Origin of the sequence: Paenibacillus sp. PvR133 (assembly GCF_017833155.1) — a bacterium.
Classification (GTDB): Bacteria; Bacillota; Bacilli; order Paenibacillales; family Paenibacillaceae; genus Paenibacillus; species Paenibacillus polymyxa_B.
In genome coordinates this window covers 2,274,797-2,296,327 of sequence record NZ_JAFIBS010000001.1, presented here as the reverse complement: position 1 = coordinate 2,296,327, position 21,531 = coordinate 2,274,797, and the positions used below count along the sequence as shown (strand labels likewise).

Genomic DNA, 21,531 nt, shown 5'->3' with positions numbered 1-21,531 from the left:
GCATTGTTAACACCTTAAGACAAGAAGGAGAATCTGTCAATAAAAAATGAATATAGCCTTCTGACTCCTGTCATTACAATTGCTTACACTTTTAGGGCTACAAAGCCAAATAAGGCTAACCGTATATTTGCAAAGTTTGCAAAATCGGCAGCCCTTTGTGCATTGTAATCTTGATCATTCCACTGATTAATGTGCAGAAGTATTTTTCAAATCTGCTTCATAACGAAGGCCGAATTGTTGTCTTGCCTCCTCCATCACTTCAGCGACTGTAAGTGAACACTCCAAGGAGTTAATGGAACTGTTGCGTTCACCACTCTTGATCAAATCAATAAATTCCTGAATTTCATAATACATGGGCTCACGCGTCTGAGCTTTGGTCAGATCTTCAATCGTGCCGTCCCGATAATGAATTTTCACCTCATAGGGCTGACTGATTTTGTCGATCACCATCGTTCCATTCTCACCCTGAATTTCAGCAGGCAGATAGGAATCTGTAATTTTGGAATACATGACCGTAGCATCCATATCAGGATACTTCATCACGATACTGCCCTCGCCATCGACACCAGAGGATAAAAGTACACCAACCGCCCGAACCTCCTCAGGTTTGCCGAACAAAGTCACCATAGGATACAAACAATACACTCCAAGGTCCATCAAGGAACCATTGGAAAAGGCTGGATTAAACGCATTCAATACCTTACCTTGCTTAAAAGCATCAAAGCGTGAGGAGTATTGACAGTAGCTTGCAAAATAACGCCGAACCCGGCCTATTTTATACATATGATCCTTTATTATTTTAAAGTTAGGCATAAGTGTGGATTTAACGGCCTCCATCAGCAGAACATCGTTGTTGCGCGCGGCTTCGATCATGCTCTTCACCTCTGCTGTATTAGACGCAAAAGGTTTCTCACACAACACGTGCTTTCCGTGATTCATACATAAGATCGCCTGCTCCGCATGTAAGGAATTGGGGCTGGCAATATATACGGCATCGACCTGATCACTTGCGGCCATTTGCGCCAGGTCTGTAAAAACCTCCGGCTGGCTGTTATATTTGTCAGCAAAAGCTTTGCCCTTATCCTCTGTGCGTGAGTACACCGCCGTCAGGGAAAATTCGTCCGTCTCCATCGCAGCTTGAATAAACCTCTCTGTTATCCAGTTGGTTCCAACAATACCAAAACGCATCACAGTATCCCATCCTTCCCGTGAGTCATTACAATTCATATGTACCTATTCTCGCATTCCAGCCTAAACTTGTCCACTATACCGTTAGTCATATCTCATGCTTTAACATGTTCATTCGACAAAAAAAGACTGTAGTCTATCAGCATAATTTATACTGATTGTACCACAGTCCCTGTTATTTATTTGGGGTTATATCTCTATTTTTTTGATATTACTTTTCCTACTTCTTCCAAAATGGCATCCATGGAAGCTGGGTCGTGTACATCATATTCATCAATGTTCAGACGCAGTACAGGGCAGGCATCAAATTCGTTGATCCAATTGGAATATCTGCGATGCATTTGCTCCCAATAAGAACGCTCGGTCTGGATCTCCATCTCGCGACCGCGCTCCTCAATCCGACTCAGTATGGAGGGCAAACTGCCTTCCAAATAGATCAACACATCAGGGTGCGGGAAAAACGGTGTCATCACCATCGCCTCAAACAGGCTAGTATACGTTTCATAATCGGTAGGGTTCATCGTTCCCTGATCGGCATGCATTTTCGCAAAAATGCCTGTGTCCTCATAAATAGAACGATCCTGCACAAAACCTCCACCAGACAAGAAAATATTCTTTTGTTCCTTGAAGCGTTCCGCGAGAAAATAAATTTGCAAATGAAAGCTCCATCTTTCGAAATCGTGATAAAATTTCTCCAGATAGGGATTATGATCGACCTGCTCCAAAGAGGTTTTAAAACCAAGGCGTCCGGCCAAAGCACCAGTCAGCGTGGATTTACCTACACCCACTGTACCCGCTACCGTAATCAGGGCATTCGCAGGAATGTTGTAATTATTCACTATATAAGCTCCTTTACATCGGAAACAATTTGTTTAAATTGTGCCTGGTTTTCTACAAAATCAATTTCATTCCCGTTCACGGTCAATATACGAGGGGAAGGGGACTGTTCAGCGAGAAACTGAATGCCTTTATCATAATCTATTATTAATTGCTCCAGATAGGCGGGGTCCATCTCCTGTTCAAAAGAGCGTGCACGCTTGCGAATTCTCCCCAGCAAGGTATCCAAATCTGCTTTAATATAAATGATAATGTCTGGCTTAGGCATATCATCTGTGAGCAGATGATAGATTTGACGATATTTTTCGAGCTTCACACCCTTAAGCGTACGTTCAGCAAAAATCAAATTCTTGTAGATATGATAATCAGAAATAACGGGCTGAGCTTTCTCGATATATTGCAGACCAGTATCCTCCAGCTGCTTATACCGATTGCAGAGAAAGAACATTTCCAGCTGAAAACTCCACTCATCTATATTTTGATAAAATTTATCGAGAAATGGGTTCTCCTCGACAATCTCTTTGATTATCGGCAAATGTAGCTCGGTTGAAAGCATCGAAGCCAACGTCGTTTTACCTGCTCCGATTGGCCCTTCAACGGCTATAAATGGGGCTTGTTTCATGCAGTTCTGCTCCTCCTTGTACTCCAGTCCATCCTGTGGACAACTATCCTATTGTATCACAAGGTAGTACGCTAAAGGCATACCAAATCTATGGATAAACAAAAAAAACAGAGCGCTACATTTTGCTTCATAGCGTCCCTGTTTCTCACTTAAACCAACCTTTTTCATTAAAACGTGTAATCGCCTCGATCCGGTTACTGACACCCAGCTTATCGAGAATGACTGAAATATAATTGCGCACCGTCCCTGTCGTTAAATACAGTTCACCAGCAATCTCTTTTGTATTCTTTCCGTCAGCAATAAGCGCCAAAACGGTCTTTTCACGCTCTGTTAGCGGGTTGACTTCGGCATAAGCATCATCGACCAGTTCTGGAGCGTAAATACGTCGACCTGCCATAATACTTCGAATGGAGGAAGCCAGCTCTTCACTGGGACTGTCCTTGAGCAGATAACCGTGTGTCCCCGCCTTGATCGCTCGTTCAAAATACCCGGGGCGAGCAAACGTAGTTAAAATCAGTACCTTGCAGTTCAAGGCTTTGAGTTCCTCAGCCGCATCCAATCCGCTCTTAATCGGCATTTCGATGTCCATAATGCATATATCCGGCTGGTGCAGCTTCACCAGTTCTATAGCTTCTTCCCCGTTGCTTGCTTTTCCGACTACTTTCATGTCCTCTTCCAAGTCTAGCAGGGAGGCTAGAGCACCCAGCAGCATACGCTGGTCTTCTGCAATAACAATTCGAATCATGGCCCCACCTCCTCATTCGGCTTTTCAGGGATATTGGGCACTTTAATGACCAAGGTCGTTCCCTGATCTGAGCGCAGCTCCATACATCCGTTCACGAATTCGAGCCTTTCCTTCATTCCTTGTAGGCCATTTCCACGAAGGGTACCATTTTCTCTCGTAGCACCGACTCCATTATCCTGAATCCGAAGAGTTAGTTCCTTACGAGACGGCTCAATAGTGATGGAGCAAGCGGTGGCTCCACTGTGCTTAACCACATTTGTCACTGCTTCCTTCATACACATACTAAGTACATTTTCATTCATTAATGATGTATGCTCCAGCTTCGGGTCGCCCTCCAAGGTCAATTCAATGTGAGCAGCCTTTAATATCTGCCGAATACGTAACAGCTCATCCTCTAGTCGCATACCTCGCATTTGAGTAACCATTTCCCGCACCTCTTTTAACGCGCTTCTCGCCGTGAGACGAACATCGTTAATTTCAGCATGAGCACGCTCCGGGTACTGATCCATCAGTTTGCCCGCCAAATCGCTCTTCAGCCCGATGAGTGACAGCTTCTGACCTAAGGTATCGTGCAGGTCACGCGCAATTCTTTGCCGTTCCTCCAGCTTAATCAATTCCGATATTTTCTTATTGGCATCCTCTAATTGGACTTGGAGCCGATCGCTTTTGTTGCGATTAAAATTCGTAATCGGAAGGAGAATCACACCGATCAGATTGAGCAGGATAAAAGGAATCTGTTTAATAAAAACGGGATTCTGAGATACAAAACCGTAATTGATCAATCCAATCGTAATAACCATTAAAATGATATACAGCGTCGTAAATGCAGCCTTACTTTTAATATTACCGATCAGATAGGCGATAAATATGGAAAAATACATATAGCTAAACAGCAGTGTCATGGTAATCGATATGGCAATCTGTACACTGGTCCAAAAGTATATGAGCCAGCCTTTTGAGACAAAAGCCAGTACATAACATGCAAAGAATACCAAAATAATAGCAGTACCCAGAATAATATGACTTGTAGATGAAGAGCTAAAGTAGTAAAAGGGCAGGATATAAAAGACGACCCACACATAAGGACTAAGCCCTGTATTTCTTTGGAAAATCTGATACCACTTTTGCATTCTGCCACCCTCTTCTACTTCACATGACTTATATCCCTTATCTTATCATACCACTGTTTCCTCTGCTCGAAAGCACCAAAGGTAAAGCCTTTCCTGTGAACCGCAAATGAACACTTTGATTAGAAGCCGTCCATTTTGCGGGAACTGATCTCAAACTTAAGCCATTCGCTGTACACTCCACCCACTGCACCAGATCGTGCTTTGAAATGGGACTGGTCTATATTTCTGATCAGCTCGTTCATGAATTATACATACCTAACGTTATTAAATTTCTTTTCTATATCTTTAGCAAATTTTCCGCCCTCATCGGCTAAATGTTTTCTCATAAAGAATCCACCAAAACCATTTATCCATGCTGCAAAAGCCAGTAGCCGAGATGGAAAGTCCGCTCCAATCGTACAACTAAATTCGCAAGAGTTGTTAGCAACAGGCGTGACCTTCATTTCCCATGGAACTCCAACGATGGCGGGTATCCATCGCCATATATATGCTTCTGTCTTGTCAGAGTAGAAACGCAAATGATCCTTTGTGTGCTCTTTTAATTGATAGTGCTGAACAATCATCTCATTCCCCATATTTTCAACATTAACCATATAGAATTCACCATCTTCAAAATAACTGCCCATTGCCTTGTGAGCTTTTGAAAATGATTCATATTCAGCTGGAGTCATCTCAGTTACCCATTTGTACAAATCCACATTTTTAGCTGCAATCTGCAATTTAAATTTCTTTGTCATTCTCATCTTCATTATCCTTCTTTCCTGTAATTTTTCTTGTGAGTTCATCGTGCCAATTCATAATCATTTGAAAATATTCTTTGCCAAACATCAACGTCGCGTGCTCATATACACCCATCTCATGAACGTGCTTCTCTTCTATCAAGGCAAGCTTGTTATATTCACAGGCGACAGTAGTTTGAAAGCTGGCAATCAAACGAACAACCTCAATGTCGTCAAGATATTTATAGAAGAAAAGCTTACTCAAATACTCATAATTAAAAGGGGAAAAAGTACATGGTGTTTTTAACCATTCTATAAATTCACTCTTCCCTTTTTCCGTAATACCATATGATTTTTTGAATCTGCCTTCCTCTACCACTTCTTCATACTTGATAAGCTCCCCCTTTTCCATTTTTTTCAGCATAGGATATATGCTTCCGAAGCTGGCATCAATAAAGTTGGAAGTGCTTATCGTCATCTTCTGCTTGATTTCATATCCTGTCATATCCTTTTCGCAGAGGAACCCAAGTATTACATAAATCAACATAAAATCTATTCCTTCTTTCCTGGCATAGTGAATTATCCTTCTGAAATCAAAGGGAACTTATCTCTGTTTACATGTAGCTAATTTATATATATATATAATCGAGATATATCGTTTCGATATATAGAATGTAAAGGTTGAAAATCGATTTGTCAATAGCGCTTGCTAAAACAAAGAATGAAAGTACTGCATTTTCAATATAAACAAAAAAAATCTAAAAGGATGTTATCCCTTTAGATTTCTCAAAGTAAACTGCAATTTTTCAACATCTCTTCAGAAGAGTTTTGTACAAAGTTATTTTCTTTCTGTGCTTACAACAGGTGTAGGGATGGGTTTCGTAACTGCAACACGTTTGCTGAGAAGCGGCCTCACTTGTTTAAAGGTCAAAAAGGTTTTCGTATTTTCATCCCAAAGTCGGAACTTCAAAGATTGCAGACTGCTACTTACTGTGATCGTGGTCGCCTTTTGAAGTAACGGTGTCGCTTCATGTGCTTTTTCCAAATTATAATTTGGCACTTTTGGGCTCAAGTGATGAACGTGATGAAATCCGATATTGCCCGTAATCCATTGCAATACTTTAGGAAGCTTGTAGTAAGAACTGCCTTCTACGGCCGCATTAATATAGCTCCACTCTTCATCGTGCTCAAAATACGAATCCTCAAATTGATGTTGTACATAGAACAGCCAGATTCCCAACATACCAGATACAAAAAAGATAGGTGCCTGTACGAGAAGGAAGGCCTGCCATCCAATAGCCCATGACAACAGTGCGTACAATACAACGATGGATATATTCGTCACATAGGTGTTCATTTTTTCCTTGCGTTTGGCTGTCTTGATATTAAACCGATAGGAAATCAAAAAAGTATAGATCGGACCTAGTCCAAACATAACCCAAGGATTTCGATATATGCGATAGGCCAGCCGTGTCCATGTGGAAGCCTCTGTGTACTCTTCTACCGTAAGCACCCACATGTCACCTGTGCCTCTTTTATCCAGATTACTGCTGGTTGCATGGTGGATTGCGTGACTATTTTTCCATTGGTGATAAGGACAGAGCGTAATAACACCTGTAATCGTTCCCACAATGTCGTTCAGCTTGCGGCTTTTGAAGAAGGATTGATGACCACAATCATGAAAAATAATAAACGTCCGTACCACAAACCCCGATGCAACAATGGCAATTGGAAGTGTCAGCCAGTACGAAACCGACAGACTAAGATAAGCAGCATACCACAATAGGATCAGTGGACCCAAGGTATTGATGAGTTGCAGAACGCTGGATTTTGTGTTTATTTTCTCGTAGGGAGCCATATTTTTTTTCAATTGGGCTAATGGGAGTTGTGTCATACTCATTATGATCCTCCTTTAAAATGACGCCTATACCTTGATCCTGTTAGGCGTACATGTTGATCTAATCTCAGTATAAGGTAAAGCCTCTAGGCGCTGTAGTCATAAACGTCAGCTCGGGTATATGACATTTGTCATATAGACAAGTAACACAACCCGTTTTCCAAATGTTCGCGGGTTTCTTTTCTGATGATTATTTGTTAAAATATAAGGTATAATAACGCTGTATGTGACTGGCGAAGTCAGTGGAATGAACCACGAGGGAGCATACAAAAAAGCGTACCGTTCGCCTGGGAGAAGTATTTGCAGAGGATTCGTCTGTCTTGACGACCTTGTGCAAATACTTTTTTTCGTTTTAAGACCATGACACCCTGTTGATAAATCATGCGATAAATTCAGAGGAGGCACGGACGATGGCTATAATCATGAAATCCAAAGAAGCAGCTGAGCAAGTATATGCAACGATCCGTTCACAGGTAGAAAAAATGAAGCAGCAAGGACACCGTCCCCATCTGGCGACCCTATTGGTAGAAGGCGATCCGGCATCTGCATACTATGCACGGACCAAGCAAAAAATAGCGGAGAAGCTGGGCATCTCATTTCATCTCCATACTTTTGACCGTCATGTTAGCGAAGCCGAGCTACTGCACCTGATCGGCAGTCTGAACGATGCATCCCATGTACATGGCATTATGCTGGAACTGCCGCTTCCCCAACATCTTTCTGCCTCCGTTATTAAACAATCCATCGCCCCCTACAAGGATATTGATGGAATAACACCTGATAACAAGCTGGCTACCGTAACAGGTGACGCCGGACTATATCCCGCAACACCTCAAGCCTGTATCGAGCTGCTCAAGCATTACGGTCACACCTTGGCAGGCAAAAATGTCACGCTCGTGGGCATCGGGCAGACAGTGGGACTTCCCCTTTTCCACATGTTGCAAAGAGAAAATGCCACCGTTACCGCCTGTCATGCAGGTACGCGTGATATTGCAGAGCATCTGAGCCATGCAGACATTGCCTTCGTCGCAGTCGGATGCCCTGATGTGATTACGCAGGATATGGTCCATCCTGGTCTGATTCTCGTGGATGCAGGAATTAACGAGACGCTGGAAGGAAAAATCGTGGGTGACGCTGCTTCAAACGTGGGTGAAAAGGTACATGCCATTTCTCCGGTTCCCGGCGGTGTTGGCACCTTAACGACTGCGATTTTGTACAAAAATCTGCTCAAAGCGATACATCTGCAACACTACTCCAGAGAGGTGGTCTATTCATGAGTGAACTGTCGTGGAACAATTCCATCGGACATTTTCTGAAAGAGGCTGCAAGTGCAGCGCCTACCCCCGGCGGAGGAAGTGTATCCGCACTAGCTGCGGCACTAGGCGCGGCTATGACCTCCATGACCGCCAACCTTTCACAAGGAGAAAAATATGCGCACATCCATGAACAAATCACGGACGTCATTAGCAGCATGGAAAGATTGTCTACACATTGTGAGGAACTAATGGTCGCAGACATCCAATCCTTTGAACAGTACATGACCGCGCTGCGTTTGCCCAAGGAAACAGATGAAGAAAAGCGCTATCGTACCCATTCCTTACAGACAGCGGTGATCGCTGCCATTGAGGTACCCATGCGCCTGCTGGAAGTATGCCGGGACGGATTGTCGCAAGCCTATAACATTGTGGAAATGTCCAATAAAAATGTGATTTCAGATCTTGGCATCGGCGCGATCCTGTTCGAAGCAGCAGCTCAATCTGCCCTGCTTACCGTCGACATTAACCTTGCTTCGCTGAAAGACTTGGATGTCAAATACTCCTATGAGACCAAGACAGCCGCACTCATCCGTGAAATCGGACAAATCAAAGACCAAACCTTGTTGATGGTGCGCAGTCGAATAGCGAATTAGTCTGCTCATAACCGTGTTTAACCTGTTCTAAAACATTTCTTCAAAAAAATAACTGATTGGATACAAAAAGAAGATACTATCGAAATTACGACGAAATAGTAAATAAAAAACCAGTCCAAACATGATTCATGTTGGACTGGTTTTTTATGCTATATACTGCGTGTATTATGCGACTTCCCATCTGTTTTGGACAATTCGTCACAACGCAGAATCTCACACCTATTGTTTAACTTTATTCTCTTTTTCTCTTTCGACCAGCATATCTACGATCATATCAATTTGCCCGGTAATAGCGATTGGATCATAGCGATAATACGTATCAAAATCGTTAAAGAACACTCTATTGTTCTTCACCGCAGGAAGATTCCCCCACACAGCAGACGATTTCAGTTGCTTGAGCGCGTCACCCTTTTTCTCCGGGTCATACGTAGTCAGGAACATATAATCTGCGTCATACTGTGGCAATACCTCCATCGAAAGCTGCACCGTTTGTTCCTTGGAGTTAGCTGTTTTCTTTGGCATATTCAGTTTAAGCGCATTGTACACGGCTTGTCCGCCCCGCCCCGCATTGTCGCCAAAGATCCAAAGTGCGTGCTTGTCCGTCAGCTCATACAGACCGAAAGTTGCCTTTTCGTCAATCACGCCTTTAAGACGTGCGCGACCTTCAGCGGCCTTTTTATCAAATGCAGCAATAAATTGCTCAGCCTTCTCCTTTTCCCCGGTGATATCTCCGAACAGCTTGACCGTATCATAGATATTAGTCGTCGTACCGTACGGAATGTATAGGGTAGGTGCGATTTTAGACAAAGCCTCATAATTCGTATCCTTCATAACCACGATCAGATCGGGTTTGAGTTCCAGCGTCTTTTCCAAATTGGTCGGATCACCCACCTCTTTGGTTCCTTTTTCCTTCAGCAAATCGGTCAGAAAAGGATTTTGAAACGCAGTCGGCTCCACACCCACCACGTTAGCACCCACGGACAGCAATTCTCCACCGTAAAAATCCGTTACAATACGCTGGGGCTTAGCAGGAATTTGAATATCCCCCTTAACCGTTTTAAAGCTTCTAGTCTCTCCAGTAGTAGCCGACTCTTGCTTATCTCCTGAAGATGAAGCCGGATTACTTCCATTATTATTTCCGCCGCAAGCGCTGATGAGTACAGACAATACAAGTAACATAGCTGTCATCATAAAATACGATTTTCTTTTCAACTGATTAGCCCCCTATATATTGTGAAGATGATCTTCCCGATACACATGATAATGATAATGATTATCAATATCGTAAGAAATATATCAAGCGTCGTCCTTACTGTCAACTGAAAAACGAACTTTGCATCATTTCACTTTAAAAATGAAAAGACCTGCCAAAATGATGGCCAGGTCTTCTTTGTGGAGCCGTCTCAAAACCTACCATTGGGGCTAGGTTGTTGAAGGCTGCTTTCTGGTGATCGCTGTTTTGTTTTATATTCTTCTCCCCAATCCTTCATCAAGTTAATAATCGGGATGAGCGTTTTTCCGAATTCGGTGAGAGAGTATTCGACCTTAGGAGGAACCTGTTGGTAGACTTCACGGTGAACGACTCCGTCCTCTTCCAGCTCACGCAATTGGAGTGTCAGCATACGCTGAGTAATTCCCGGACAGATCCGCCGAAAATCGCTAAATCGCTTAGTCCCATACATGAGATGATATAAAATAATCCCTTTCCATTTGCCCCCAATCACGTCCAGCGTGAACTCAACTGGACACGCCTGATCATTTCCAGCGGTACATTCCCCAAAGCCGCCTTTCCGATTACGCATAGGCTTTTCTCCTCCTTAGTATCATTTTATATACTACAGCACATTAATGTGCGTACTTCAAAAACGGTCATGTATATTCTAATATTAAGCATGTCACTTGGTAAGCGTCAATTTTAATCAACATCCATAAGGAGTGGAATAACGATGGAAACCTTAACTACTACTAAAGATCAAATCTTATCTGCATACGAGTTCAGACATGCAACGAAGGAATTTGATAGCCATAAGAAAATTAGCGATTCTGACTTCGATTTTATTCTTGAAACAGGCCGTTTATCCCCGAGTTCGTTTGGCTTTGAACCCTGGAAATTTGTTGTCGTTCAGAGTAATGCTATGCGTGAGAAGCTGCTGCCTTACTCTTGGGGGGCCCAAAAACAACTGCCAACAGCCAGCCATTTTGTACTCATCCTCTCTAGACTTCCTGAAGATATGGTAGCCTCCTCCGATTATATCAAGAGTATGATGGAGAACGTGCAGCAATTACCCGCTGAAGTGATTCAAGGCAGAGAGAAAGTGTATGATGCCTTTCTAAAATCAGATTTTGGGCTGGAGGAAAATAAAAGAGCCTTGTTCGAGTGGGGCTGCCGACAAACCTACATCGCACTGGGCAACATGATGACTGCCGCAGCTCAAATCGGCATTGATTCCTGCCCTATCGAAGGTTTTAATAAACAGGAAATCGAACGCATCCTCTCCGAGGAAGGCATTATGGATGCCGAGCATTTCGGTATTTCTTGTATGGTGGCATTTGGATACCGTCTCAACGAACCGCGTGGCAAAACTCGGCGATCTGTAGATCAGGTTATTGAATGGGTGTAAAACCTTTTTTCTAAAACAAAGGGGCGTCCCGCAACCATTTCCATGGCTGTTGGGACACCCCCTTTTCATAAAACCTCAAGTCTTAAAAATTCTGTCATTCCAAACCCTTACTTATAAGTTACTTCTTCCGCGAAATAGATTTCCTTTAAACGATCCTTTACGCGCTGAATTTCATCTGCTGTTAACGGAGCTGTAGGATGCAGCTTAAAGTTCCTTCCAGTGACATAGCTTACATCTGTGTTCTTACCCAGATTGTAGGCCATCTTCGGAATCGGATTTCGGGTATAGTCAGTAAAGTCAATAATGGACCATGCCGCATCTCCATCCTCCTTGGATAAAATAATCCGCTGTGAGGCGTTTTCAGTCCACAAGTAACGCAGATTGGCTGGTGAATTATTGGAGTCCATAACTGCCTTAAAACCTGAGCCTCTAAACATGAGTGAAAACTCCGTATGATCATTACTCAATCCAGCTATCGATTCATAAATCTGTTTCAGCCCGTCCACGCCCACAATCTCAACCTCACGGTCAACAGGGAAGTGCTTCACAAAGTTTTCCCATATTTGAGACATGTTATGGTTTTTGGCAAGCCAGTTGACATCCAAAATAATGGACATGTAGTTTACTGTATTCAAACGTTGATACGGGTTATCTAAATATTGCTGTGCTATATACAGTTGTGGTGCCGCATCCGTTTCCGTCACATATGGATCACCTGGATGGAGAGTCCAGCGTGAAGAATCTTTGGTATAGCGCGACCCGATGGGATCAATCGTAATCGAGTTCATAAATACGATACCGCTATTATTTGTAAGCCCCTGTGCCGGAACAATCGGATTATCCTTATGGGACCAGTAAGGCATCAAAGGTGAACCCTCACCATACATGTTGTTCACATTATACTGTGTAGCCGACCATCCCATCGCTGAGGTAATCTTAAAATGATCCTTAAGCCATTGGGCCTGCTCAGGATTCACCGTAAAGCCGGTCAATGATTTAGGCAGATACTTCCGATATTGGTCTGTATCCATACTTTCAAACACCGAAGGTGATCCCAACGAACCAGATTGGTGCAGCTCATTGAGGGCATTATAACGATACATATACAACCACTCGTTCATCTGTGCTTCCCATTCAGGAAGATCAAACAGATTATTCGGATACCCATCCAAAATCCCGACTTCATCGCCATACTGATCCACGTATTCCAAAACCTTTTTAAGCTGCGGACGATTTGATTCCACAAAAATAAATCTATTTTCCATGGCCCACGTCACTTTTAAGTTGGTACCAAAGTGATCCATCAGCAATTGACGCGACTGCTCAATTTGCTCTACCGTGGTCGTACTGCCCGCATCTTTTCCCTGTAGCATCATGGAGATAGCAAAATATTGCTTTTTGCGTGCTCCTGGTACTACAGTTAACTCGGCATCGGATATGAAGTGAATTCCCTGAGAGGGTGATTCAACCTCAATCTTGAATGGAATGACAGAGTTCAATGCAGGAATCAGATGCAGGTTGGCAATATGTCCATCCTCGTCAAATATCCCTCTGGAATCCTCTATACGAAGCTTCAAGTCTGACGGCAATAGACCGGACGGTATGACCTCTCCCTTTGCATTTTGAAATACATAGGGCATGCTCCAGGCTGTAGGGTCTAGAGTAGTGGCCTGTGAAATGGTGTACGTCGCCAAGTATACGGACCTGATTACAGTCGGGTCCTCTACCGGAGGAGTCTTCCCTCTCACGATCAGCTTGGTCTGTGCTTTAAGTACCCGATAAGGTTTAGCAATGGTGACTTCCATCTCTACAGGAATATAACCATCAGCAGCAGGTATATTTTCGGAATGCGCAATTTTCCCATGTTCATCAAATACACCTAATGTATCACTAAATGTGTAGGTGACACTTGTGACGCTAACAGCGGGAATGCTTACCAAGTGCCCTTTATTGTAGAGATCAAAGGACAGCTGATACGAAGGATACGTTTCCGGTTGATTGACCAACTCGGGCGCCTTGATTACTACCTCATCCACCACGAAATCCGACGAATGATCCGGTGGTTCTGACGGAGTCACTGGCGGTATGATTGGTGGTATCACTGGCGGTGTCACTGGTGGTATCACCGGTGGTTTGGGACTAGGTTCTGGTCGTATAATTGGCGGTTCCGGCTTCGGCTCTGTTGGTGTTACCGGAGATACCGGTGGATCGGGTCTTGGACTATGGCTTTTAGGCTCTTCGATCTCCGGATTCGCACGCTGGTGACTGATTTCCGGCGCCAGGTCGACCACGATCTTCTTCGATTCCGTTGGACTGGCTGGCTGATTCGTCATTGCAGTTCCATTTCCTAATGATTCCAGCAAACGCTTAGCACGTTCTCTCAGACCGTCACCGCCTAGCCATATCCGATATGCTACCAGTGTAGCATCCTGCCGTCTCACAGACTCTTTGGGATGGAAATAATGATTCGTATCCCCCTCGATCAGCTCCAACCGTTCCATCAGCCATACGCTCGTTTGTGCATAGTCTGATATATCAGCCTGATCCACAAAACTAGATCTATCGGAAGCGCGGGTATCTTCAGAAACGCCGAAATACCTGGCATACCACACCGCCATATCCTGACGGGTCATATTATGCTTTGCACCGAATAACTGATCACTAACTCCTTTGGTAATGTTCTCTGCTTGCAAGGTCTGCACATAGGGTAGAGCCCACGGTGACACATCACTAAAAGAAGCAACGCTTTTGTTAACCGAAGTTCGTTTTAAGGTTTTAACGAAAATGCTCGCCCATTCCTGCCTCGAAATAAAATGCACAGGTCGAAAACTACCATCCTGATAACCCGTAACATACCCTTGAGCAGCCATGGCTTCAATTGCATCAGCTGCGTAGGAATGTTCGATATCGTTAAAGACCCTGTCTGCAAAAACAGGCACAGTATGTATACAGAACAACCAAACAGCCAGTAAAGCAGCGATGTACTGCCTAATTTGTTTTAACTTTTTTTCACATTTCATATTATTTGGATCCTTGCACCTCCTTTACGATATAGCATCAGGTCACTTCCACCTGCACTTCTGTTTCAACTCTGAAAATTATCTCTTTTGTTTTCAAACGGATTTCATTTCAATTAACACCAAACTGTATATACTTGAATTATCGGAATAATATCCCTAGGATTGAATAAAGACAGCAAAAAAAGTAGTTATAGATTACGGTTCCATCCGTAAAATTGTCATTATTTTAAAGGCATATATCCCGATCTTTTAAAATGGTTTTCATTGGGAATTAAATTTCCAGCATTTTTTCATTACTAAATTTTCTAATGCGAGCATCACAATAAAAAAGATAACATCATGTATAAAGCACCATACACAATGTTATCTCTTCTTTTGTTTTTATTGGCTATCTCCATCAGCTGTTGACTCTTTGTTGCCAGCACCCTTAAAAACATAATAATAACCTTCTGAAATCCCGTCTTGCGGATAAGCTGCAGGATCTTCGCTGGTTACTTGACCTACAAGCTCCCGATTCTTAAACGTGTGAGGACCTTCCTCTATTAGCGCCTCAGCAGACATCCCACTGATAAGTCTTACGGTACTGGACCAGAATGTAACTAAATATATATCGTTAGCATTAAATTGAAAGCGTCCTTCACTGGGTGTCCCCTCATAAAACAGCTCAGACAAAGAAGCCGCTTCTGACCCTCTCATAAAAATTTGAATATCACTAGTTCCATTCCATCTATGAGGAATTCCGCCTCTGGGATTGATATACTCTACAACCTCAGGCTCCTGATCGCGAAGAAAATCAGTAACTGTAAATTTGTACACATCATCCGTTATACTCTCGGTTACAACTCCAGTTGTTTTCCCTGTTTTATAGCCACTGAAATCTCCATACACATTTGGGGTTTGACTTAAAGCTGCAAAAAACCTTTCCTGATCCATATATTCGACTCTTCCAGGTACCGCAGTCAATCTATATGTCTTGACCTCAGTGCCCTTGTACTTATCCCAAGTATATTCTGTAGCTGCATAAGATACTCCACTGTTCCAGCTCACAGATGCCACCATGAGAACACCTATCATCAATAATAATGGCCATTTTTTCAACACCATACCCTCAACCTCTTTCTCAAAGTACACTCAAATCATTATTAGCATTATAGCTTTTCAACAGTTCTATTAACAGTTAAATATTAGAAAAAAGTGTGGATGATTTTTGTCACCTATGAGCTACAAAATTTCCTTGAACAACTGGCAGCCCCTGTCCACTTTACTTTATGATGGATGGGTAGCAGAACATAATAAAGGCATTATGGAGAGAGAATACTGGGGTCTATAACGGCTTTCTTCCAAGCTAGGATTTTCGGAAATTTATACGTATTGGTATCAAGTTAAAACATGCATTGAATAAGCTATTTCCCTGTATTCTGCTGATCGGTTGCTGCTTTGAGACGTTTTTCCATTTCCGTAGACACCATAATGTTTAACAGACCCATGAGATTATTTGTCTCATCTCTTGCTTTTCGATAGGCAGCAGTGAAGACTTTTTCATTTGCAGCAGGATTTTTAAGATCGCTCAGTTTCTTCCACTCCGGTTTGACTCGTTGATCATACATATTGTACAAGCTGATGTCTGTGGGGGTTTGTGCAACAGGCAGTACAGATTCAAATTCCGAGGCAACCTTAAAGAAGCCCAGCGCGTTTTGGACAGATGGACTAGAGTAATCATGCATCTTCATCGCTTCTTCTAAAATATGAAGTCCCTCGCGTGACAAATAGAGCATTTTGACGAGTCCTCTTTCTGTATTAGAGGTTTCCTCCCACTTCTTGTAGGACTCACCTGGAGCAACTCCCTCTGTAAAAAAAGTATAAGCTTCATGAATAAATTCATCTGTATTCAGGTGGATGGGCTCTTCTGTATATAAATTCACGACAGAATCACTGTAATTTGCAATGTTTACCTGTTTCCCGGTTGGATCGGAAACCCGCCGAATCGGATGATCCGGTACTCGTACCAGTCCATAACGATCCGCAAAGGTAAGAAGCTGCTCCTGCGTCGTATTTAACCCTATTTGTCCTGCTGGCTGCTCGGGTTTCGTTGCTTCTTTAGCCACATCTGAGTACGTCTTCCCATTACTTTTTGCAGCTTGGTCTGTAGTATTGCTCACAATACCATCCACACCAGCCTGTTCCGCATTGTCCGCCTTGGTATTCTGTGTAGTCGTAGTCGTTGCTGCTCCAGTCGTAGATTCACCTTCAATTTGCTTTTTGGAGTCACCGCATGCGTTCAGCATAGCAGTTAAACTTATTACAGCAGTCAACAAAATAATATACGCTTTTGCCTTCATTCAGTATCTTCCTCATTTCCTTATGTATCATTCTTTATACCTTCGCGGTCTGATTGTAACCTTCAATAATATGGAATTAATCTTATCAAAAAATAAAAATGAGGGAATACTGGACCATACTCCTGATTATCTTCGATGATTCTATAGTAATTCGTTGTTTTCTGAACTAAAGTCGTGGCTCTCAACCTATATAATGGGCAAATTGCCCGTTGACTTTCGGAATACTTGATCCTCGGTGCTACTCCTGCCTGTTCAAGTTACATTATAGTTGGTTCCTAGTTTTCAAAAGCCGATCGTTCTGTTTTAAATCAGTAGGTTGTAGTAAATCGAATATTACAAACGAAAGCACCTGTAATTCATATAGAAATGGATGAATTACAGATGCTTTTCTATTAGTTAGTAAAGAGACTCCCAATTTTATTGTTTTTATGAATATTTTCCGTTCCGGCTTCCAACGCAGTTTTGTAATATGAGCATTTATGTTCAATTACTTCCATTGTTTTTTTAAGTTCTTCCATTTGTACTTCTACAGTAGCTTTTCGTTCCATAAACATGTCATATCTTTGTTGTAGTGTGGAATCCCCACCAGAACACCAATCAATAAAATTTTTAATTTCTTTGATCGGCATCCCGGTGGATTTTAGACATTCAATTATTGTTAAAGCGTCGATATCGGATTCTTTAAATAATCTTGTTCCGCTAGATGTCCGTTCTACAAAAGGCATAAGTCCTTCCTTATCGTAGTAACGTAAGGTATATGCTGTAAGATTCAATTCTTTTGCAACTTCGCTGATAGAATATGTCTTCATCATGTATCTCCTATTTTTAATGACATAGACTTCGAGTTAACTCTAGGGTGTAAGGGGAATTCTATCAAGTTATTTGTTGAATGTCAAAGTCCCCTTATAGGAAAAGTAGAATCAGATGCTATCTAACGAAATATAATTAGCTGTAATGAACCTGAACCTGTACGAGCAGAAATTCCCAAAAGGAATATAAACTTGCGCTTGACTTAGAGTTAACTATAAGGATTAACATTGATTTGCAAGAGAAAAAGTATAAATGGAAATGAATGAAGGGTAACTTCAACCGACTTCAGCTAGTTTTCAATTTATACCGATATAACTGCATTCTCTTGAAAAATACAAATAATAGGAGGCTATTTATGATAACTGCTAAAGCACGCGCTGTCGATGGCCCAGACAAACCGTTTCGATCGGCTGAAATTAAACGACGGGATCTTGATTCATACGATGTTCTGATTGAAATTAAATATGCCGGAATATGCCATTCTGACATCCACACTGCTCACGGTGAATGGGGACCAGTGAACTACCCTCTCGTACCTGGACATGAAATTGCAGGGATTGTCACGGAGGTAGGATCTAAGGTTACAAAGTACAGAGTTGGTGACCGGGTAGGGGTTGGCTGTATGGTCGATTCCTGTGGAGAATGTGAGAACTGTTGTAAAGGAGAGGAACAATACTGCCTTAAAGGAAATGTCCCTACCTATGCTGGTGTTGACAAATACGGCGAGCCTACACAAGGCGGATATTCTACCCACATTGTCGTAACTGAGGATTTTGTAGTGAAAATTCCAGATAACATTGAGCTAGACGTGGCTGCTCCATTACTTTGTGCAGGTATTACGACTTATTCACCGTTGAACCGCTGGGGTGCTGGTCCAGATAAGAAAGTGGCCGTTGTGGGAATGGGAGGCCTTGGCCATATGGCTATCAAGATTGCACATGCTATGGGTGCTGAGGTAACCGTTCTATCACAAACATTAAAGAAAAAAGATGATGGCTTGCAATTTGGTGCGGATCACTATTATGCTACAAGCGAACCAGAAACATTTGAAAAACTTGCTGGGCACTTTGATTTGATTATTAACACGGTAAGTGCTGCCATCGATATGGATGCTTATTTTGCACTACTCAATCTAGATGGAACTTTGGTGAATGTCGGTGCCCCTGGGGAGCCGTTGTCACTAAATGTGATGTCCCTTATCGGACATCGCCGTTCATTTGCTGGTTCAATGATAGGAGGCATCCGTGAGACACAGGAAATGTTGGATTTTTGTGCAAAACACAATATTGTTCCTAAAATTGAAGTGATATCGGCCGACCAGATTGACGAAGCCTACAAACGAGTGTTAGCTTCTGATGTGAAGTATAGATTCGTGATTGACATTAGCACAATGTAAGCTATGTAAATCATAAGTTGTACAAGTGATTTTAATTTTGAAGGTGTCCCCAAAGTATTACTTGGGACACCTTCACTTTATTCTGTGTACCATCTTATCGTCCATTTCCTCTTTTTTGTATTTATTTGTAATTCAAAGATTCTACCCTTAGAATATAATACATTAGGAATAAATAGGAAGGGGGAACTTATCTATGTTCAAGAAAATGGATATTTACAGAATCCTCACTTTAATATTTGCTGTAGTTGTTATGATCTCTTCCTCTTTATCACTCGCATACCCAGACACCTATAGGGACTCATACAAAATCGCGCAATTTTTTCTAGGGTTTATATTTTTATTTTCTGGAATTACAGAGTTTAAGGCTAACCGTAAGAGTATTGCAATTATCAACTTCTCAGTTTCCCTTCTCACTTTTTTTGTCTCTATATTTACACTTGTAGTGCGAACAGGATAACCACACGGTTCTATACCTCAGTAACAACCCTTCCATAGCTCCTCCCTCGTCATGTAAAAGAAAAGCCGAGCGAACTCAGGATCATCTGAATTGCGCTCGGCAAATGTTACGTATTTAGCAATCTTTTAGTTTTCCTCTAATTCTTCAATTCTCTGCCGCTTTCCTATGCCAAAGACAAAATATCCAACAATGACGATCGCCATGAATGATGCCCCGACAATCAACGACAAGCGTGTGTCTGGATTAAACCACATTCCAACGATCACAAGCAACAAAAAGATAATGGTAATGTAATTACTGATCGGAAAAAAACGAGATTTAAAGGTGTGATCCTTCATTTCGTCTTTCCACTTTTTCCTGAATTTAAATTGACTGATGGCTAATGCAAACCACGGTACCATGCCTGGAAGAACACTGGCGCTGTAAATATACAGAAACAGTTTGGAATCAGGCATTAAATAGTTAAATAACACCCCTACCAGCAGCAAGGAAATGGTCGTTATTATACTATTTCTAGGGACGCCGCTTGGAGAAACTTTCCCGAAAAACTTGGGAGCTTGTCCGTTCTTAGCCAACGTGTATAACATTCTTCCCGCACTGTAAATACCACTGTTACAACCAGACATCGCAGCTGTAAGTACAACAAAGTTAATGATACCCGCAGCAGCCACAATTCCTACCTTGGCAAAAGTCAGAACAAATGGACTACCGATCTCGCCTATTTGGTTCCAAGGATAAATCGTAACAATGACAAAGATTGCACCCACGTAGAAAATCAGAATACGCCAGATGATGTTTTTAATGGCTTTTCGCAGTGTCGTTTTTGGATTTTCAGCTTCACCTGCCGTAATACCCACCATTTCTATCCCTTGGTAAGCCGCTGTTACAATACAGAGTGCAAACAGAAACCCTTTCAAACCACCTGCAAAGAAGCCGCCATGGCTGTACAGATTGGATAGACCTATCGGTTGTCCACCGTTACCGAGTCCAAAGAAGATCATCCCCGTACCAACTACTAACATGAAGATAATGGCGACAATTTTAATCATCGCAAACCAAAACTCAAATTCCCCATAAAATTTCACAGCCGCCAAATTGGCCAATGCAATAATAATTACACCTGCCAAAGCCGGCAACCATTGCGGGATATCTGGGAACCAGTAGCCCACATATACCCCAATCGCAGTAACTTCCGCCATCCCTACGGTAACCCATAAAAACCAATAGCTCCAGGCGGTCAAGAAACCGGCTAAAGGGCTGATATATTTATGAGCAAATGTAGCGAATGAGCCTGTCACCGGTTCAAGAATCAGCATTTCCCCCATGATCCGCATGACAAAAAACATAATAATCCCAGCTAAGAGATAAGCCAGCAGCACTGAGGGACCTGCCCATTTTATCGTACTTGCCGATCCCATAAACAAACCGACGCCAATCGTACCTCCAAGCGCAATCAACTCAACGTGCCGTGGCTTTAGCCCTCTCGTTAATTGTTTCGATTCCAAAAGAACGCTCCCCTTCGTATATGTTCATCATCAAACGCTAATGATCCGGAAAACTGTCCCCAAACATTATTAACTTTTCAGACTGACGTGGTCGTGAGTGAACGACAACAAAGTAGTTCCACGATTCGTAAATATACCAGAAAACCACGTCCTATTTACCGTCCAAACCTTACTGTTTCTAAGACCGAGTCCGTAGCATTAGATGCATTGTATGACAAAAAACGCCTAAATACAACTGCTAATTAGCAGACATTTTTATGCATGAAATGGAAAGGAAGGCTATTCATATTTTCTGAACAATGGTCAATTTAATGTAATGCATTAGAGTGCTAAACA

21 protein-coding genes and 1 riboswitch are annotated in these 21,531 nt (G+C 42.4%); of the genes, 5 read left to right on the top strand and 16 right to left on the bottom strand.

Going from position 1 to position 21,531, the window contains the following annotated elements; all coding sequences use genetic code 11:
• Positions 1 to 186: 186 nt before the first annotated feature.
• The 9 genes from JOE49_RS10260 to desA form a co-directional block, all read right to left on the bottom strand.
• A complete protein-coding gene (locus JOE49_RS10260) occupies positions 187 to 1,188 on the bottom strand; it encodes a Gfo/Idh/MocA family protein (RefSeq protein WP_075153781.1) in 1,002 nt (333 codons plus the stop codon).
• 197 nt (positions 1,189 to 1,385) lie between these two features.
• The gene (locus JOE49_RS10255; RefSeq protein ID WP_013308920.1) at positions 1,386 to 2,027 is read right to left on the bottom strand and encodes a deoxynucleoside kinase; all 642 of its coding nucleotides are present in this window, start codon (positions 2,025 to 2,027) and stop codon (positions 1,386 to 1,388) included.
• A complete protein-coding gene (locus JOE49_RS10250; RefSeq protein WP_023987130.1) occupies positions 2,027 to 2,647 on the bottom strand; it encodes a deoxynucleoside kinase in 621 nt (206 codons plus the stop codon). Before JOE49_RS10250 ends, JOE49_RS10255 begins: the two co-directional genes overlap by 1 nt.
• Positions 2,648 to 2,792: 145 nt before the next feature.
• Positions 2,793 to 3,392, bottom strand: coding sequence for a response regulator transcription factor (locus JOE49_RS10245; protein ID WP_013308918.1), 600 nt, complete (start codon positions 3,390 to 3,392; stop codon positions 2,793 to 2,795).
• A complete protein-coding gene (locus JOE49_RS10240) occupies positions 3,389 to 4,522 on the bottom strand; it encodes a sensor histidine kinase (protein ID WP_023987129.1) in 1,134 nt (377 codons plus the stop codon). The genes JOE49_RS10245 and JOE49_RS10240 overlap by 4 nt, the downstream gene beginning before the upstream one ends.
• Positions 4,523 to 4,641: 119 nt before the next feature.
• Positions 4,642 to 4,764 carry a hypothetical protein gene (locus JOE49_RS26665; RefSeq protein WP_256026584.1) on the bottom strand — a complete coding sequence of 41 codons (123 nt, stop codon included), beginning with the start codon at positions 4,762 to 4,764 and terminating at the stop codon, positions 4,642 to 4,644.
• Between the two features lie 3 nt (positions 4,765 to 4,767).
• Complete coding sequence (locus JOE49_RS10235) at positions 4,768 to 5,265, bottom strand: hypothetical protein (RefSeq protein ID WP_209941016.1); 498 nt, start codon at positions 5,263 to 5,265, stop codon at positions 4,768 to 4,770.
• Entirely contained in the window at positions 5,243 to 5,788 is a 546-nt protein-coding gene (locus JOE49_RS10230; RefSeq protein WP_068938576.1) for a PadR family transcriptional regulator, read from the bottom strand. The genes JOE49_RS10235 and JOE49_RS10230 overlap by 23 nt, the downstream gene beginning before the upstream one ends.
• Before the next feature lie 291 nt (positions 5,789 to 6,079).
• Positions 6,080 to 7,141, bottom strand: a complete 1,062-nt coding sequence (gene desA / locus JOE49_RS10225; RefSeq protein WP_209941015.1) for a Delta(5) desaturase DesA — start codon at positions 7,139 to 7,141, stop codon at positions 6,080 to 6,082.
• A gap of 213 nt (positions 7,142 to 7,354) precedes the next feature.
• Positions 7,355 to 7,438: riboswitch (ZMP/ZTP riboswitch) on the top strand.
• A gap of 110 nt (positions 7,439 to 7,548) precedes the next feature.
• On the opposite strand from desA, the gene JOE49_RS10220 reads away from it, so the two are divergent.
• Both JOE49_RS10220 and JOE49_RS10215 read left to right on the top strand, forming a co-directional pair.
• Positions 7,549 to 8,415, top strand: a complete 867-nt coding sequence (locus tag JOE49_RS10220; protein WP_023987125.1) for a bifunctional 5,10-methylenetetrahydrofolate dehydrogenase/5,10-methenyltetrahydrofolate cyclohydrolase — start codon at positions 7,549 to 7,551, stop codon at positions 8,413 to 8,415.
• Entirely contained in the window at positions 8,412 to 9,047 is a 636-nt protein-coding gene (locus JOE49_RS10215) for a cyclodeaminase/cyclohydrolase family protein (RefSeq protein WP_023987124.1), read from the top strand. The genes JOE49_RS10220 and JOE49_RS10215 overlap by 4 nt, the downstream gene beginning before the upstream one ends.
• Before the next feature lie 219 nt (positions 9,048 to 9,266).
• Here JOE49_RS10215 and JOE49_RS10210 read toward each other — a convergent pair whose 3' ends face one another.
• Both JOE49_RS10210 and JOE49_RS10205 read right to left on the bottom strand, forming a co-directional pair.
• Positions 9,267 to 10,259 (bottom strand): ABC transporter substrate-binding protein, encoded by a 993-nt coding sequence (locus tag JOE49_RS10210; RefSeq protein ID WP_209941014.1) that lies wholly within the window; start codon positions 10,257 to 10,259, stop codon positions 9,267 to 9,269.
• 191 nt (positions 10,260 to 10,450) lie between these two features.
• Positions 10,451 to 10,849 carry a winged helix-turn-helix transcriptional regulator gene (locus tag JOE49_RS10205; protein ID WP_053324687.1) on the bottom strand — a complete coding sequence of 133 codons (399 nt, stop codon included), beginning with the start codon at positions 10,847 to 10,849 and terminating at the stop codon, positions 10,451 to 10,453.
• A 144-nt stretch (positions 10,850 to 10,993) separates the two neighbouring features.
• Between JOE49_RS10205 and JOE49_RS10200 the strand changes: the two genes are divergently transcribed.
• Positions 10,994 to 11,668, top strand: coding sequence for an NAD(P)H-dependent oxidoreductase (locus tag JOE49_RS10200; protein ID WP_023987121.1), 675 nt, complete (start codon positions 10,994 to 10,996; stop codon positions 11,666 to 11,668).
• Between the two features lie 107 nt (positions 11,669 to 11,775).
• Here JOE49_RS10200 and JOE49_RS10195 read toward each other — a convergent pair whose 3' ends face one another.
• The 4 genes from JOE49_RS10195 to JOE49_RS10180 form a co-directional block, all read right to left on the bottom strand.
• Positions 11,776 to 14,688, bottom strand: a complete 2,913-nt coding sequence (locus JOE49_RS10195; protein WP_209941013.1) for an S-layer homology domain-containing protein — start codon at positions 14,686 to 14,688, stop codon at positions 11,776 to 11,778.
• 381 nt (positions 14,689 to 15,069) lie between these two features.
• Positions 15,070 to 15,792 carry a hypothetical protein gene (locus tag JOE49_RS10190; RefSeq protein WP_209941012.1) on the bottom strand — a complete coding sequence of 241 codons (723 nt, stop codon included), beginning with the start codon at positions 15,790 to 15,792 and terminating at the stop codon, positions 15,070 to 15,072.
• Between the two features lie 299 nt (positions 15,793 to 16,091).
• A complete protein-coding gene (locus tag JOE49_RS10185; protein WP_209941011.1) occupies positions 16,092 to 17,027 on the bottom strand; it encodes a hypothetical protein in 936 nt (311 codons plus the stop codon).
• Between the two features lie 392 nt (positions 17,028 to 17,419).
• On the bottom strand, positions 17,420 to 17,836 hold the full coding sequence (locus tag JOE49_RS10180; RefSeq protein ID WP_028542028.1) for a MerR family transcriptional regulator: 417 nt from the start codon (positions 17,834 to 17,836) through the stop codon (positions 17,420 to 17,422).
• Between the two features lie 356 nt (positions 17,837 to 18,192).
• On the opposite strand from JOE49_RS10180, the gene JOE49_RS10175 reads away from it, so the two are divergent.
• Positions 18,193 to 19,233 (top strand): NAD(P)-dependent alcohol dehydrogenase, encoded by a 1,041-nt coding sequence (locus JOE49_RS10175; protein WP_209941010.1) that lies wholly within the window; start codon positions 18,193 to 18,195, stop codon positions 19,231 to 19,233.
• 193 nt (positions 19,234 to 19,426) lie between these two features.
• A complete protein-coding gene (locus JOE49_RS10170) occupies positions 19,427 to 19,690 on the top strand; it encodes a DUF3953 domain-containing protein (RefSeq protein ID WP_049828455.1) in 264 nt (87 codons plus the stop codon).
• Positions 19,691 to 19,815: 125 nt separating this feature from the next.
• On the opposite strand, the gene JOE49_RS10165 is transcribed toward JOE49_RS10170, so the two are convergent.
• The gene (locus JOE49_RS10165) at positions 19,816 to 21,195 is read right to left on the bottom strand and encodes an amino acid permease (protein WP_053324682.1); all 1,380 of its coding nucleotides are present in this window, start codon (positions 21,193 to 21,195) and stop codon (positions 19,816 to 19,818) included.
• Between the last annotated feature and the right edge of the window lie 336 nt (positions 21,196 to 21,531).

Excerpts from the sequence above, each read along its gene's own strand:
- JOE49_RS10180 (WP_028542028.1), bottom strand. The coding sequence starts at position 17,836 with ATGAAGACATATTCTATCAGCGAAGTTGCAAAAGAATTGAATCTTACA.
- JOE49_RS10245 (WP_013308918.1), bottom strand. The coding sequence starts at position 3,392 with ATGATTCGAATTGTTATTGCAGAAGACCAGCGTATGCTGCTGGGTGCT.
- JOE49_RS10195 (WP_209941013.1), bottom strand. The coding sequence starts at position 14,688 with ATGAAATGTGAAAAAAAGTTAAAACAAATTAGGCAGTACATCGCTGCT.
- JOE49_RS10175 (WP_209941010.1), top strand. The coding sequence starts at position 18,193 with ATGATAACTGCTAAAGCACGCGCTGTCGATGGCCCAGACAAACCGTTT.
- JOE49_RS10230 (WP_068938576.1), bottom strand. The coding sequence starts at position 5,788 with ATGTTGATTTATGTAATACTTGGGTTCCTCTGCGAAAAGGATATGACA.
- JOE49_RS10190 (WP_209941012.1), bottom strand. The coding sequence starts at position 15,792 with ATGGTGTTGAAAAAATGGCCATTATTATTGATGATAGGTGTTCTCATG.
- JOE49_RS10200 (WP_023987121.1), top strand. The coding sequence starts at position 10,994 with ATGGAAACCTTAACTACTACTAAAGATCAAATCTTATCTGCATACGAG.
- JOE49_RS10170 (WP_049828455.1), top strand. The coding sequence starts at position 19,427 with ATGTTCAAGAAAATGGATATTTACAGAATCCTCACTTTAATATTTGCT.
- desA (WP_209941015.1), bottom strand. The coding sequence starts at position 7,141 with ATGAGTATGACACAACTCCCATTAGCCCAATTGAAAAAAAATATGGCT.
- JOE49_RS10220 (WP_023987125.1), top strand. The coding sequence starts at position 7,549 with ATGGCTATAATCATGAAATCCAAAGAAGCAGCTGAGCAAGTATATGCA.
- JOE49_RS10250 (WP_023987130.1), bottom strand. The coding sequence starts at position 2,647 with ATGAAACAAGCCCCATTTATAGCCGTTGAAGGGCCAATCGGAGCAGGT.
- JOE49_RS10215 (WP_023987124.1), top strand. The coding sequence starts at position 8,412 with ATGAGTGAACTGTCGTGGAACAATTCCATCGGACATTTTCTGAAAGAG.
- JOE49_RS10185 (WP_209941011.1), bottom strand. The coding sequence starts at position 17,027 with ATGAAGGCAAAAGCGTATATTATTTTGTTGACTGCTGTAATAAGTTTA.
- JOE49_RS10240 (WP_023987129.1), bottom strand. The coding sequence starts at position 4,522 with ATGCAAAAGTGGTATCAGATTTTCCAAAGAAATACAGGGCTTAGTCCT.
- JOE49_RS26665 (WP_256026584.1), bottom strand. The coding sequence starts at position 4,764 with ATGAACGAGCTGATCAGAAATATAGACCAGTCCCATTTCAAAGCACGA.
- JOE49_RS10235 (WP_209941016.1), bottom strand. The coding sequence starts at position 5,265 with ATGAGAATGACAAAGAAATTTAAATTGCAGATTGCAGCTAAAAATGTG.
- JOE49_RS10205 (WP_053324687.1), bottom strand. The coding sequence starts at position 10,849 with ATGCGTAATCGGAAAGGCGGCTTTGGGGAATGTACCGCTGGAAATGAT.
- JOE49_RS10260 (WP_075153781.1), bottom strand. The coding sequence starts at position 1,188 with ATGCGTTTTGGTATTGTTGGAACCAACTGGATAACAGAGAGGTTTATT.